Annotated in this window: 13 protein-coding genes; 11 read left to right on the forward strand and 2 right to left on the reverse strand. The window is 63.0% G+C overall.

The annotated features are described in order from the left end of the window. Positions 1 to 69 precede the first annotated feature (69 nt). From ABRA89_RS02345 to ABRA89_RS02395, 11 genes are all read left to right on the forward strand, one after another. Positions 70 to 1,032 carry a LysR family transcriptional regulator gene (locus ABRA89_RS02345; RefSeq protein ID WP_349939831.1) on the forward strand — a complete coding sequence of 321 codons (963 nt, stop codon included), beginning with the start codon at positions 70 to 72 and terminating at the stop codon, positions 1,030 to 1,032. Between the two features lie 295 nt (positions 1,033 to 1,327). Next, entirely contained in the window at positions 1,328 to 2,314 is a 987-nt protein-coding gene (gene denD, locus ABRA89_RS02350) for a D-erythronate dehydrogenase (RefSeq protein WP_349939832.1), read from the forward strand. 36 nt (positions 2,315 to 2,350) lie between these two features. Then, positions 2,351 to 3,601 carry a 3-oxo-tetronate kinase gene (gene otnK / locus ABRA89_RS02355; protein ID WP_349939833.1) on the forward strand — a complete coding sequence of 417 codons (1,251 nt, stop codon included), beginning with the start codon at positions 2,351 to 2,353 and terminating at the stop codon, positions 3,599 to 3,601. Next, entirely contained in the window at positions 3,598 to 4,248 is a 651-nt protein-coding gene (otnC, locus tag ABRA89_RS02360) for a 3-oxo-tetronate 4-phosphate decarboxylase (protein ID WP_349939834.1), read from the forward strand. Before otnK ends, otnC begins: the two co-directional genes overlap by 4 nt. Further along, positions 4,245 to 5,024, forward strand: coding sequence for a hydroxypyruvate isomerase family protein (locus ABRA89_RS02365; RefSeq protein ID WP_349939835.1), 780 nt, complete (start codon positions 4,245 to 4,247; stop codon positions 5,022 to 5,024). Before otnC ends, ABRA89_RS02365 begins: the two co-directional genes overlap by 4 nt. 210 nt (positions 5,025 to 5,234) lie before the next feature. After that, on the forward strand, positions 5,235 to 6,266 hold the full coding sequence (locus ABRA89_RS02370) for a LacI family DNA-binding transcriptional regulator (RefSeq protein ID WP_349939836.1): 1,032 nt from the start codon (positions 5,235 to 5,237) through the stop codon (positions 6,264 to 6,266). Positions 6,267 to 6,401: 135 nt separating this feature from the next. Next, on the forward strand, positions 6,402 to 7,460 hold the full coding sequence (locus ABRA89_RS02375; protein WP_349939837.1) for a sugar phosphate isomerase/epimerase family protein: 1,059 nt from the start codon (positions 6,402 to 6,404) through the stop codon (positions 7,458 to 7,460). Between the two features lie 11 nt (positions 7,461 to 7,471). After that, positions 7,472 to 8,653 (forward strand): Gfo/Idh/MocA family protein, encoded by a 1,182-nt coding sequence (locus tag ABRA89_RS02380; protein WP_349939838.1) that lies wholly within the window; start codon positions 7,472 to 7,474, stop codon positions 8,651 to 8,653. A gap of 10 nt (positions 8,654 to 8,663) precedes the next feature. Next, entirely contained in the window at positions 8,664 to 10,181 is a 1,518-nt protein-coding gene (locus tag ABRA89_RS02385; protein WP_349939839.1) for a sugar ABC transporter ATP-binding protein, read from the forward strand. Beyond that, a complete protein-coding gene (locus ABRA89_RS02390; RefSeq protein WP_349939840.1) occupies positions 10,182 to 11,198 on the forward strand; it encodes an ABC transporter permease in 1,017 nt (338 codons plus the stop codon). Positions 11,199 to 11,225: 27 nt separating this feature from the next. Then, on the forward strand, positions 11,226 to 12,188 hold the full coding sequence (locus tag ABRA89_RS02395) for an ABC transporter substrate-binding protein (RefSeq protein WP_349939841.1): 963 nt from the start codon (positions 11,226 to 11,228) through the stop codon (positions 12,186 to 12,188). Positions 12,189 to 12,711: 523 nt separating this feature from the next. Here the strand turns inward: ABRA89_RS02395 and ABRA89_RS02400 are convergent. Together ABRA89_RS02400 and ABRA89_RS02405 are read right to left on the reverse strand one after the other, a co-directional pair. After that, the gene (locus ABRA89_RS02400; RefSeq protein ID WP_349939842.1) at positions 12,712 to 13,725 is read right to left on the reverse strand and encodes a branched-chain amino acid ABC transporter permease; all 1,014 of its coding nucleotides are present in this window, start codon (positions 13,723 to 13,725) and stop codon (positions 12,712 to 12,714) included. After that, the gene (locus ABRA89_RS02405) at positions 13,722 to 14,606 is read right to left on the reverse strand and encodes a branched-chain amino acid ABC transporter permease (RefSeq protein ID WP_349939843.1); all 885 of its coding nucleotides are present in this window, start codon (positions 14,604 to 14,606) and stop codon (positions 13,722 to 13,724) included. Before ABRA89_RS02405 ends, ABRA89_RS02400 begins: the two co-directional genes overlap by 4 nt. Positions 14,607 to 14,618: the final 12 nt, after the last annotated feature.

Raw genomic sequence — 14,618 nt, forward strand, 5'->3', positions numbered from 1 at the left:
GCCCCTCCCTTGAATTTCGGCTTGATCGTAAGCGCGGCACCGATCATGATCCAATGAAAGAAATCCGTATTGCGATCGCAGAAAACGATCGCATGGCAGGCTCCGATGGTCCCAAAGCTCGAACACCACCTGAAAATCAGGCACTTCATGCTGATTGCAGCACTCGACGATCACGGCACCATGCATCGGGCGGCCGAGGCACTGAACATGACCCAGTCGACGGCTTCCAAGATGCTGGGCGATCTGGAAATCCTGCTTGGCGCAAAGCTCTTCGAGCGGGCGCCAAGGGGGATGACGCCGACGGCGCTCGGCCGCTACGCTCTCTCCATCGCGCGGGCCGAGCTGACGCGGATCGAGCGGTTTTCAGAGGAGTTCGCCGCCCGGCGGGATGGCGGCTACGGCACACTGTCAATCGGCGCCATCATGGGCGCAGCGCCAGATCTCGTCGCCCATGCGGTGGCTGACCTCAAGCGCTCCCAGCCTAAGCTGACCGTGCGGCTGCTCGGCGAGACAAGCGACCATATCCTCGACATGCTGGAGACAGGACGGCTCGATCTCGCCGTCGGCCGCTTCACCAATCCGCGTCACGGCCAACTCTTCGAGTTCGAGCCGTTGGCGGAGGAAAAGCTGGTGCTCGTCGCCCGCGCGGGGCATCCACTGACCGACGGCTTCGACGGCGATTTGAAGGTCCTCGCCGACTGGCCCTGGGTGCTCCAGCCGCCGACGACGCCAACCCGTTATCTCCTCGACGACGCCTTTGCCGAAGCAGGGATCGACATCCCGGACAACGTGGTCGAGTGCATTTCGATCTTTGCAATCCTCAATCTCGTCCAGGCCTCCGATGCCGTCGCGGTCCTGCCGGTCTCGGTGGTCGACGCCCATTTGCGCGCCGGTCTCCTCGCCCCGCTCGCGATGCGTCCGCAGATTACAGTGAGCGGCTTCGGCATCGTGACCCGCAAGAACGAGTTGATCGGAGAAACGGCTGAGCTATTCGCGGACAGCCTGCGCCGTCATGCCCGCGGTCATGCTTGAAGCTATCGGCCTCTCTCAGGTTCTCCCGATTAGAGGCGGCGTTCCCTCCGAACGGCTTTGGTAAAGCCTGCTTGACATCGCCCCCGGAAGCAAACATTTTTGCCCAACTGGTCTAGTTGTCAAACCAGTCTTAGAGTGGAGGCTGGACAGGCAACACGTCGAACTTTCGGATCAATCCTGACGGACTCCACCCAATCAGGATGCCTTGTTTCCAACGGCAAACGAGACATGTCTTCGAGGGCCGTCCGGACCCGCGCACCACCACCGGCAAAACAGACAAACAAAGGCTTCCGCCATGAAAATCGTCATCATCGGTGCCGCTGGCATGATCGGTCGGAAGCTTGCCGAGCGGCTCGCGGCGGATGGAAAGATCGGGGAGACGCCGATCGAAAAGCTGCATCTCGTCGATGTCGTGTCTCCGCCTTTGCCCGAAACCACCAGTGAGGTGATTGGTGAAACAGCGGACCTCTCCCAGAGCGGCACGGCTGAAACGCTGATCCGTGAACGCCCGGACATCATCTTCCATCTCGCTGCCATCGTGTCCGGCGAAGCGGAGGCAGATTTCGAGAAGGGCTATCGGATCAATCTCGACGGCACGCGCGATCTGTTCGAGGCGATCCGAACTGCGCACCAGACTGATGGATACACCCCGCGCGTGATCTTCGCGTCCTCCCTTGCCGTCTTCGGCGCGCCGTTCCCGGACGAGATCCCGGACGACTATCACCTGACGCCACTGACGAGCTACGGCACGCAGAAAGCAATCAGCGAACTGCTTCTCTCCGACTATTCAAGGCGAGGGTTCCTTGACGGGATCGGCATTCGTCTTCCGACCATCTGCATCCGGCCGGGTACGCCCAACAAGGCGGCCTCGGGTTTCTTCTCGAACATCCTGCGCGAGCCGATCAACGGTAAGAGTGCGGTGCTTCCCGTCGATGAAAGCGTGCGCCACTGGTTTGCGAGCCCGCGCTCGGCGGTCGGCTTCTTCGTCCATGCCGCCAGCCTCGACCTGTCGAAGCTCGGCGCCCGGCGCAACCTGACGATGCCCGGCCTTTCGGCGACGGTCGGCGACGAGATCGAGGCTTTACGGCATGTCGTCGGGCAGGAAGCCGTCGACCGGATCGAGCGCGAGCCGGATGCAACGATCGACAAGATCGTAGAAGGCTGGCCCACCAGCTTTGCGGCAAAGCGCGCCGAAGAGCTCGGCTTTACCGCTGAGGCGAGTTTCGACGAGATCGTTCAGGTCTACCTCGAAGACGAGATGAACGACGCGGCGCGTTCCTGACAGACGATCAACCCCGAACAAAGGTCTCGGCAATCAATGCTACTTGGCTGCATCGGCGACGACTTCACCGGCTCATCAGATCTTGCGAACACGCTCGCCAAGGATGGCATGAATGTCGTCCAGTACAGCGGCATTCCCAAGAGCGATGCGGAGCCGGATGTTGAAGCGGGTGTGGTTGCGCTGAAATCGCGAACCATCCCGGTCGACGATGCCGTCCGCCTGTCGCTCGAAGCACTGGAATGGCTGCAGTCTCAGGGGTGCAGCCAGTTTTTCTTCAAATACTGCTCGACCTTCGACTCGACGCCTGAAGGCAATATCGGCCCGGTGATCGATGCGCTGATGGACAGGCTCGGCACCGATGCCACCATCGTCTGCCCGGCCTTTCCGGCAACAGGGCGCAGCCTCTACCAGGGCCATCTCTTCGTCGGCGACAAACTTCTCTCCGAATCCGGCATGGAGGACCACCCGCTGACCCCGATGCCCGATGCGGATATCCGCCGCTGGCTCGGACGCCAGACCAAGCGGGCCGTCGGTCACGTTCCGGCTTCCACCGTCTTCAAGGGAGCAGAAGCGATCCGCTTGGCGCTCGGCTCGGAGACCAAAAACGGCCGGCCGGTCATCGTCACGGACGCCGTTCGTGACGAGGATCTTCGAGCGATCGGCGCCGCCTCGAAAGAGTTGAAACTGATCACCGGCGGATCGGGGATTGCACTCGGCCTCCCGGCCAATCTTCTCTCAGCCGATGACCGACACTCGCCAGACGAATGGAATGGCCATGATGGACCGGCGGCGCTCATCGCGGGTTCTGCCTCGCGGATGACCCGCGCCCAGGTGAAGCGTTACGCGGCAGATTGCCCAAGCATGGAGATCACCGCGGACGACGTAATGAACGGCACGGTCTCGCCTGAGGATGCGGCGCGCGAGGCGCTCGCATCGGCTGAGCCAATGTTGATCTACTCGTCCGCTGAGCCCGATGTCGTGAAGGCCGCTCAGGACAAATACGGCCGTGAGGTGATCGCGGAAAAGCTCGAAGGGTTCTTTGCGAAAACCGCGGCGCTGCTTGTCGAGGGCGGCGTCACACGGCTGGTCACCGCCGGTGGAGAAACCTCCGGCGCTGTCATCGAGGGTCTCGATCTGACCGCGCTCAGGATCGGCCCTGAGATCGCGCCCGGCGTTCCGGCGGTTCGGGCCGAGGGTCGTGACCTCGTCCTCGCGCTCAAATCCGGCAATTTCGGAGACGAGGATTTCTTCGCAAAGGCCCTCGATATCCTGAAGGGGAAGCCATGAGCGAGATCAACGATTTACGAGAGAGTATCGTCACCTTCGCCGGATCGCTTTTCGACCGCGGACTGACCCATGGCTCGACGGGCAACATCTCCGCCCGCACGCCCGATGGCGGTCTGCTGGTCACGCCGACCGGCTCATCCTTCAAGACGCTCGATCCGGCCAAGCTAAGCCATTTCGATGCGGAAATGAACCTGATTGCCGGAGACAAGCCGACCAAGGAAATGCCGCTGCATCAGGCCTTCTACGATACGCGCTCCGCAGCGGGCGCAATCGTGCACCTGCATTCAGCCCATTCGGTCGCGCTGTCGATGATGCCGGATGCGGATGAGGACGACTTCCTGCCGCCGCTCACGCCATATCCGATCATGAAGCTCGGCAAGGTGAAGCTGCTCCCCTATTTCATGCCGGGCGATGCGGCGATCGGCGATGCCATACGCGGGCTCGCCGGTAAGCGCTCGGCGGTCATGCTCGCCAATCATGGGCCCGTCGTCGCTGGCAAGGATGTCGAGTCGGCGGTCTATGCGATCGAGGAACTCGAAGCCTCGGCCCAGCTTGCCATGCTGACGCGCGGCATGAGCCCGCGAGCGCTCACGCAGGATCAGATCATGCATCTCGTGAAAAGCTTCGATGTGGAGTGGGACGCATGACGCTTCTCTCCGCCAATCTCGGTTTTCTCTGGAAGGACCGGTCACTGCCCAATGCCATTCGTGCTGCGAAGGCAGCAGGGTTTGATGCGGTCGAATGCCACTGGCCCTACGAGGAAGACGCCGGCGCGGTGAAGGCCGCGCTTGAGGAAACAGGTTTGCGCATGCTCGGCCTCAATACGGTGAAGGGTCCGCGAGATGGAGATACCGGCCTAGCGGCCCAGCCGGGACGCGAGGACGAAGCCCGCAAGGCGATCGATCAGGCCTTCGATTACGGCGTGGAGATCGGCGCGGGCGCAGTGCATGTGATGGCCGGTGGAAGCGGCCCGGACGAGGCGGCTTCGATGGCAAGCTTCGCAGCCAATCTCGGCCATGCCTGTGATCGGGCTCGCGACGCCGGGATGACAGCGTTGATCGAGCCGCTGAACCCTTACGACAATCCCGGCTACTTCCTGATCGGTTTCGAAAAGGCGAAGCGCGTTCTCGACGCGGTCGGCCGCGACGAGCTGAAGATCATGTTCGACTGCTACCACCTGCAGATCACCGACGGCGATCTTCTGCGCAGATTTCGAAACAACCTGGACATTGTCGGCCACGTGCAGTTTGCCGGCGTTCCCGATCGCGGCGAGCCGGACAGAGGCGAAGTCGCCTATGATCGTCTCCTGCCGGCGATCGCCGATGCCGGCTTTTCGGGGCCCTTCGGCGCCGAATACAAGCCCACAGGCGAGACCGATGCGAGTCTTCGGTGGATGCATGCATTTCGCAAAGATACGACGTGAGAACGGTTACGTTGACTGTCGTCGCCTGACAGACCTGCAACAAACGCCGTTGAAGCCCGCCGGATCAAAACATCGCATCATCCAGACATCCCGCGTTTTCTAGATTACCTGACAGACTGAGGCGATAGAGCGAAACCGAAGGCGTCGAAAACGAAATTTCGGTCAGTATTTTGAGTTGCGCACCTCAACGTGGCATGCTTCAAAGTTGCCATGAATTCGGTCCCGACACTTTCCGACGTTGCCAGAAAGGCCGGCGTATCTCTCGCCACCGTCGATCGAGTCATCAATGGAAGGCCGAACGTCAAGGCCCGTACGACCGACCGTGTTCGCGCCGCGATGGAGGAACTTGGCTACAGGCCGGACCCGCTGGCAGCCGGGCTCGCGCGCCGAAAGCGCTATCGCCTCGTCTATCTCCTTCCCGTCGGCCCGAACGCCTTCATGGTCGAGCTCGCGAACCAGATCAACGGCATGTCGGACTGGCTGTCGGGGAGCCGGGCTTCCGTCGAGACGGTCTATGCCGACGTCTTCGATCCGGGCACTCTGGCAAAGGCCATCGACGGGATCGATCGCGCGGTTGACGGCGCAGCGATCGTCGCTTTGGATCATCCTGAGGTTCGGGCGGCCATCGATCGGCTGACCGAAGACGGGGTTTCGGTCGTCACGCTCATTTCAGATGCACCCGCCTCGCGCCGCTCACGGTTCATCGGCATCGACAACCCCTCGGCCGGACGCAGCGCTGGCGCACTCGTCGGCCGGTTTTCGGGCGGGCGCACCGGTTCGGTTGCCGTGCTCGTCGGCTCGCTCTCCCTGCGTGATCACGTCGACCGTTGCTTCGGCTTCTCGCAGCTCATCGAGCGCAATTTTCCGCATCTCAAAATCCTGCCGGTTCAGGAGACCCGCGACGACCGCGGCCAGGCGGAGCGAGCGACGAGCGAGCTTCTCCGTACGCAGGACGATCTCGTCGGCCTTTACAATGCCGGCGGCGGCAATGTGGGCGTTGCGAAGGCGATCTGCGCCTTGAGCGGCCGGCAGCGGCCGGTAGTGATTGCCCATGAACTGACCCCGCGCTCGATCGAGGCTTTGAAAGAGGGCAGCTACGACGCGGTGCTCGCCCAGAATCCCGGTCACGAAGCGCGCTCGGCGGCGCGCATCCTGCTGGCCAGCGCAAACAGGACAAACGTGATCGAAGAGCAGGAGCGCATCCGCATCGACATCTTCATCCGTGAGAACTTGCCGGTCTGAACTGTTCGTGAGGTCGTTGATGTGCGCCCTTCAAAAGCAGGGCTGCCTGTGCAAGTCTCGCTGAAAATGATGCGACCCGCGGCGGCTGGCTGACGGGTCCAGCCGCAAAGTGGGCGGCAGCCTGGGAGGACAAGCATGCAGACGATCAAGGGGCCGGGCATTTTCCTCGCCCAGTTCGCCGGTGACGACGCGCCGTTCAACGATTTTTCCTCGATCTGCCGCTGGGCGGCTGGGCACGGTTACAAGGGCGTGCAGGTGCCCACCTGGGATGCCCGGCTGTTCGATCTCGCCAAGGCCGCCGACTCCAAAGATTATTGCGACGAGGTGACGGGCATTGCCCGAGAGGCCGGCGTCGAGATTACCGATCTGTCGACCCATCTGCAGGGGCAGCTGGTCGCCGTCCATCCGGCCTTCGACGAGGCCTTCGAAGGGTTCGCCGCTCCGGAAGTGCGCGGCAATCCGAAGGCGCGGCAGGAATGGGCGGTGAACCAGCTCATGATGGCCGCGAAGGCTTCGGCCCATTTCGGTTTCAAGAGCCACGTCACCTTCCCCGGCGCGCTCGCCTGGCCCTTCCTCTACCCCTGGCCGCAGCGCCCGGCCGGCCTGATCGACACCGCCTTCGAGGAACTCGCCAAGCGCTGGGTGCCGATCCTGAATGCCTTCGACGAGGCGGACTGCGATGTCGGCTATGAAATCCATCCGGGAGAGGATGTCTTCGACGGGGCGACCTTCGAGATGTTCCTGGAGGCGGCCGGCAACCATCCGCGCCTTCAGATCAATTACGATCCCTCCCACTTCGTGCTGCAGCAGCTCGACTATGTCGGCTTCATCGACGTCTATCACGAGCGCATCTGCGCCTTTCATGTGAAGGACGCCGAGTTCAATCCGACGGCCCGGCAGGGCGTCTATTCCGGCTTCCAGCCCTGGACGAAGCGCGCCGCCCGCTTCCGTTCGCTCGGCGACGGACAGGTCGATTTCTCCGCGATCTTCTCCAAGATGGCGGAATACGGCTATGCCTCCTGGGCCGTTCTCGAATGGGAATGCTGCCTGAAAAGTCCTGAACAGGGGGCCGCCGAGGGTGCGCCCTTCATCTCGCATCACATCATCGAAACAACCGACAAGGCCTTTGACGACTTCGCATCCGGGGGAACGGACGAAGCCGCCAACAGGCGCATGCTCGGCATCACGGAATAGGGAGGCTGGACATGGCTATCGAAGGACGCGACGACAAACGCGGCCGGCGCATCCGGCTCGGCATGGTGGGCGGCGGACAGGGCGCTTTCATCGGGGCGGTCCATCGCATGGCGGCCCGGATCGACGACCGGTTCGAGCTTGTCGCCGGCGCTCTCTCCTCGACACCGGAAAAGGCGAAGGCCTCGGCCGTCGAGATCGGGCTCGATCCGGCCCGCAGCTACGGCTCCTATGAGGAGATGGCAAAAGCCGAGAAGGAGCGTGAGGACGGCATCGAGGCGGTGGCGATCGTTACGCCCAACCACATGCACTTCCCCGTCGCGAAGACCTTCCTCGAAGCCGGCTATCACGTCATCTGCGACAAGCCGGTGACCACAACGAAGGACGAGGCCGAGAAGCTCGGCGAGATCGTCAAGCGCTCGGGCAAGGCCTTCGCGCTGACGCACAATTACACCGGCTATCCGATGATCCGGCAGGCCCGGGCGATGATCGATGCCGGCGAACTCGGCGCGATCCGGCTCGTGAAGGCCGAATACATTCAGGATTTCCTCGCAACCAAGGTGGAGGACACCGGGTCCAAGCAGGCGGCGTGGCGCGTCGATCCGGAAAAGGCCGGCGCGGGCGGCACGATCGGCGATGTGGGCACCCACGCCTTCAACCTCGCCTGCTTCGCGACCGGGCTCACGGTCGACAGTCTCGCCTGCGATCTGACGAGTTTCGGCGAAGGCCGCGTCCTAGACGACAACGCCCAGATGCTCCTTCGCTTCAAGGAGCGCGACGGCGTTTCCGCAAAGGGTTCGCTCTGGGCGAGCCAGGTCGCGGTCGGCCACGAGAACGGGCTCTCGCTCGTCATCGTCGGCACAAAGGGCGGCCTTTTTTGGCATCAGGAGGACCCGAACAAGCTCTGGTTCACGCGGATCGGCGAGCCCAAACAGCTGCTGACCCGCGCCGGTGCCGGCGGCCTCGACGCCGCGAACCGCGTCACGCGCGTACCCGCCGGACACCCCGAAGGCTATCTCGAAGGCTTCGCTACGCTTTACGCGGAAGCCGCCGACCTCATCGCTGCGCTCGACGAGGGCCGCGCCCCGCCGGAGGGCCTCCGCGTCGTCACCATCGAGGATGGGATAGAAGGGATGGCCTTCATCGAGGCCTGCGTGAAATCGTCGAAGGCGGACGGCGCATGGACGAAGCTGTGAGAAGAGCTGCATGAGCGCCCGTCCCGCCCCGATCCTCGAAGCTCGGCAGGTCCGCAAGTCCTTCGGTCCGGTCGAAGTTCTGCACGGCGTCGACTTCGCGCTGCGGCCTGGCGAAGTCCATGCGCTCGTCGGCGAGAACGGGGCGGGCAAATCGACGCTGATGAAGTGCCTCACCGGTTATCAGCCGGTCTCGGGCGGGAGAATCCTGCTCGACGGCGAGCCGGTCACTTTCGCCTCCAGCGACGAAGCCGAAAACCGGGGCGTCGTCCTCATCCACCAGGAGTTCAACCTCGCCGAGCAGCTTTCGGCGGAAGCGAACATCTTTCTCGGGCGCGAGGTGAAGAAGGGTTTCTTCCTCGACTGGAAGCACATGCGCCAGCGCGCCTCCGCGCTGCTCGAAGAACTCGCGACCCCGGTCGACACCCGCCGCCCGGTCTCCTCGCTGTCCGTCTCCCAGAAGCAGATGGTCGAGATCGCCAAGGCGCTCGCCCGCAATGCCCGCGTCCTCGTGATGGACGAGCCGACGGCCGTTCTGACGACCCGCGAGGCCAAGGTGCTCTTCGAGCAGATCGAACGCCTGAAGTCGGAAGGCGTCGCAATCCTCTACACATCCCACAAGCTCGACGAGATCGCGGCCCTCGCCGACGAGGTGACCGTCCTGCGCGACGGCTCCTTCATCTCCAATCGCCCCGCCCGCGAGACAGACGCTGACCGGATGGCCCGCGACATGGTGGGCCGTGAGCTGAGCGATCTCTTCCCGGAAAAGACCGCGCCCCGCACCGAGGCACCGGCTCTCGAAATCTCCGGCTTCTCCGTGCCGGGCTATGTCGAGGATATCTCCTTCAAGCTAGCCAAGGGAGAGGTGCTCGGCTTTGCCGGGCTCGTCGGGGCCGGCCGCACCGAGCTGATGGAAGGCATCATGGGCCTTCGCGAAAATTCCGGCAAGATCCGGCGCGATGGCAAGGATATAAAGATCGCAAGCCCGCGCGACGCCGTCGGCCACGGCCTTTCCTATCTGACGGAAGACCGCAAGGGCCGCGGCCTTCTCCTCAAATACGGGATGCGCGAGAACCTCACCCTTCTAGGCCTCGACCGCTTTTCCAAGCTCTTCGTCGACGAGGCCGCCGAGAAGACCGCGCTCGAGGAGGCGATCAAGCGCTTCGACATCCGCGCCGCCTCCCGCGAGGGCCCAGTCGGCAATCTCTCCGGCGGCAACCAGCAGAAGCTGCTTCTCGCCAAGACCATGCTCGTCGACCCGGAGATCGTCATCCTCGACGAGCCGACGCGCGGCATCGACATCGGCACGAAGCAGCAGATCTACCGCTTCATCCACGATCTCGCCGAAGAAGGCCGCGCCGTCATCGTGATCTCGTCGGAAATGTCGGAAGTGATCGGGCTCTGCCACCGGGTCGTGGTCATGCGCTCGGGCCGCATCACCGGGGAACTCTCGGGCGATGCCATTACCGAGGAAGCCATCGTCCGCCGCGCCATGGGGCTCGATTCCGAACCGCTCGAAAAGGTCGCCTGAATGTCATCCGCCGAAACCGAAACCACAGCGGCCAAATCGAAGGGTAAGAGCGCCCCCCGCTTCGATCTCCATGTCTGGGGGCCGGTGATCGCTCTCATCGCGCTCATCCTCTTCGGGATGTCGCTCAACGACCAGTTCCTCTCCGCCGGCAATGTGACGAACGTTCTGGCGCGCTCCTCCTTCATCGGCATCATCGCCGTCGGGGCGACCTTCGTTATCACCATCGGCGGGCTCGACCTTTCGGTCGGCTCAATGTCGGCCTTCCTCGCGGGGCTGACGATCATCGTCCTCAATGCCATGGTGCCTTCGCTCGGCATTTCGTGGGCGACGATCATCTTCGGCATGCTGGCATGCCTCGCCCTCGGCCTCTCCGCCGGTTTTCTCAACGGCATCCTCATCACAGCCGGGCGGATCGAGGCTTTCATCGTCACGCTCGGCACGCTCGGCATCTTCCGCTCGCTCGTCATCTGGCTGGCGGACGGAGGAACGCTGTCGCTCAATTTCGAGCTGCGCGAGGTCTACCGGCCGGTCTATTACGGCGGCCTTCTCGGCATCGCCTGGCCGATCATCATCTTCGCGCTCGTCGCGATCCTCGGTGAGATCGCCATGCGGAAGACCGCCTATGGCCGTCATGTGGCCGCCATTGGCTCCAACGATCAGGTCGCGCGCTATTCGGCGATCCCGGTCGAGCGCGTTCGCCTCATCACCTACATGCTGCAGGGTATGCTGGTGGGTGTCGCGACCATCATGTACGTGCCGCGCCTCGGCTCGGCATCCTCGACGACCGGCCTACTCTGGGAGCTCGAGGCGATTGCCGCCGTCATCATTGGCGGCACGGTGCTGAAAGGCGGCTTCGGCCGCGTCTGGGGAACCGTCATCGGCGTTCTCATCCTCAGCCTCATCGACAACATTCTCAACCTGACGGATCTGGTCAGCCCCTATCTCAACGGGGCGATCCAGGGCGTCATCATCATCCTGGCCGTCGTTCTCCAGCGCGGCCGGAAAGGCGGCGCATGAAGCGTCACCACAACGGGAGGTACTGACATGAAGAAACTGACGAAACTGGCGGCCGGGCTCGGCCTTGCCGCAGCCCTTGCCATTCCGGGCGCGGCCATCGCGCAGGACGAGGAAGGCGCGACGATCGGCGTCTCCATTCCCGCCGCGACCCATGGGTGGACCGGCGGCGTGAACTATCACGCACAGGCCGCCATCGACGAGCTGGAGGAGACCTATCCGAACCTCGACTTCGTCCTCTCCACCGCCGGGGATCCCGGCAAACAGGTTTCCGATCTCGAAGACATGCTGGCGACGCGTGATATCGATGCCCTCGTCATCCTGCCCTTCGAATCCGATCCGCTGACCGGCCCGGTCAAGCGCGTCGCCGATGCCGGAAAGTTCGTGACCGTCGTCGATCGCGGCCTCGCCCAGGAAGGCATCGAGGACCTCTACGTCGCGGGTGACAACACCGCTTTCGGCCGTGTTGCGGGCGAATACTTCGTCGAGAAGATGCCGGATGGCGGCAACATCGTCGTCCTGCGCGGCATCCCGACCACCATCGACAACGAGCGCGTCGAGGCCTTCCAGGCTGCGATCGAGGGCTCGGGCATCGAGGTCGTCGGCATGGAGCACGGCAACTGGAACCGCGACGAAGCCTTCGAGGTGATGCAGGACTTCCTGTCCCGCCATTCGGAGATCGACGCCGTCTGGGCTTCCGACGACGACATGGCGCTCGGCGCGATCGAAGCGATCAATCAGGCCGGTCGCGAGGGCGACATGTGGGTGCTCGGCGGTGCCGGCATGAAGCAGATCGTCGAGCGCGTGAAGAACGGCGACGAGATGATCCCGGCCGACGTAACCTATCCGCCGGCGATGATCGCCACCGCGATCCGTCTGACGGCCGATCGCTTCGTCTCCCAGGCCCCGATGGAAGGCCGTTTCATCATCGGCTCGGTGCTCATTACCCAGGAGAACGCCGACCAGTACTACTATCCGGACTCGCCGTTCTAAGAGACCGTTTGAGAATTATTCGATCCAACAGGCAATGCCCGACATGCTCGCTTCGCCATCGACCTATGAAGTGCGGTAAGCTACTTCTAATACATCTGGGCCGGGTTGGCGGATGCCTGATCCTTGCGCCTTACGAATTCTCAAACGGACACTAAGCGGCCAACCGAAGAACAGCGGAGCGGCGGCATCCGCCGCTCCGTCTTTTCCCGATATTTCCCGGCATTGGGCTTCGCTTTGAGACGGGACGTGAAAGATCAGGCTATCCCATTTGGCCGATGGCCTTTCATGCGAGGTGTTTCGACCGTCCAGATCGCTTTCATTTGGTGTGGATCGAGATCTGGGGTCGCGCTCGCTTGAGCGAGTTGAGATGTGCCTTTAGCCAAGGCCAACAATGCCGGCGACAGCCATCGGTTACGCTCTCGAAGATAGCCAAGAGCGGGTGCTCAAGGATTTCCCGTAGTTGCTAAGCATCCTGACGCCGGAGCCGCTTACCCGAGTGTTCGCAGCTTTTACGGAGGTACACTCAGGAGCGCCCGCGCCAGATCTTCCAGCGGTGCGAGATCTCGCCGACGATGCCGCGCCGGAATGCGAGCACGCAGAAGACGAAGACCGCGCCCTGAACGATGGTCGACACCGAGCCGATCTGGGCGAGTTCGTTCTGCAGCGTGATGATGATCGTCGCGCCGACGAGGGGGCCGAGCATGGTGCCGATCCCGCCGAGAACCGCCATCAACACCACTTCGCCGCTCATCTGCCACTGAACGTCCGTCAGCGAGGCGAGCTGGAACACCATCACCTTGGTCGAGCCGGCAAGGCCCGAAAGAGCGGCCGATATGACAAAGGCCATAAGCTTGTAGCGGTCGGCGTCATAGCCGAGGGAGATCGCCCGCGGCTCGTTCTCGCGGATCGATTTCAGCACCTGTCCGAAGGGCGAATGCACCGTGCGATAGATGATGAAGAGGCCGATGCAGAAGACGCCGAGGACGAGATAGTAGACGTTCATATTGCTCGACATGTCGATGATGCCGAAGAGATCGCGCCGCGGCACGCCCTGCAACCCGTCCTCACCGCCGGTGAACGGCGCCTGGAGGGCGACGAAATAAACCATCTGGGCGAGCGCCAGGGTGATCATCGCGAAATAGATGCCCTGCCTGCGTATCGCGAGGAGGCCCATGACGAGGCCCAGCAGTGCGCCGGCGGCCGTGCCCGCCAGAATGCCGAGTTCAGCGGTGAAGCCCAGCGATTGCAGGCAATAGCCTGCGACATAGGCGGACATGCCGAAGAAGGCGGCGTGGCCGAAGGAGAGGAGACCTGCAAAGCCGAGAAGCAGGTTGAAGGCCGCCGCGAAGAGCGCGAAGCACAGCACCTTCGCGACCATGACCGGATAGACGTAATGCGGGATGATCAACAGGGCGACGAGGCCGATCACCGCCCAGAGCCGGATATCGGTGAGGAGGCTAGCCGCGCCGCCGGACGACTTGCTGCCGGCCTTCGCATCGCTCGTCGTCTTGAAATCGGATTTGCTCGTATCGGTCATGCGGTTTTCCCGAACAGTCCGGCGGGCCTGACGACGAGGACGATCGCCATGACCACGAAGATGACGATGTTGGAGGCTTCCGGATAATAGACCCGCGTCAGGCCTTCGCACAGGCCGAGCAGGAAGCCGGAGATGATTGCCCCCTTGATCGAGCCGAGCCCGCCGATGACGACGATCGCGAAGACGACGATGATGATGTTGGAGCCCATCAGCGGATTGACCGAATAGATCGGCGCGGCGAGCACCCCGGCGAAGGCCGCGAGTGCGACGCCGAGGCCGTAGGTGAGCGTGACGAGAAGCGGCACGTTGACGCCGAAGGCGCGCACGAGATCGGCGTTTTCCACCGCCGCGCGCATGGTGGCGCCGAGCCGTGTTCGCTCGATCAGGAACCAGGTCGCGCCGCAGACGATCACCGCCGCGACGATGACCCAGGCGCGGTAGGTGGGCAGGAACATGAAGCCCAGATTGAAGCCGCCCTGAAGCGCGCTCGGAATGGCGTAAGTCTCACCCGAAACGCCGTACATCTGGCGAAAGAAGCCCTCGATCAGGAGTGCGAGGCCGAAGGTGAGAAGCAGGCCGTAGAGATGATCGAGATCGGCGATGGGACGCAGCAGGAAGCGCTCGATCACCATGCCGAAGGCACCGACGATGATCGGCGAAAGGATGAGGGCCGGCCAGTAGCCGATGCCGAGGATATCGAGAAGCAGGAAGGCCACGAATGCGCCGACCATGTAGAGCGCGCCATGGGCGAAGTTGACGATGTTCAGAAGGCCGAAGATGAGCGCGAGGCCGAGACTGAGAACGGCGTAGAACGCGCCGTTGATCAGTCCGATCAGGAGCTGGCCTGCGAAAACCGGAAAGGGGACTCCGAGAAAGTCCATGGGCTTCGAGAT

This window comes from Fulvimarina thalattae (genome assembly GCF_040239565.1).
Lineage (GTDB): Bacteria > Pseudomonadota > Alphaproteobacteria > Rhizobiales > Rhizobiaceae > Fulvimarina.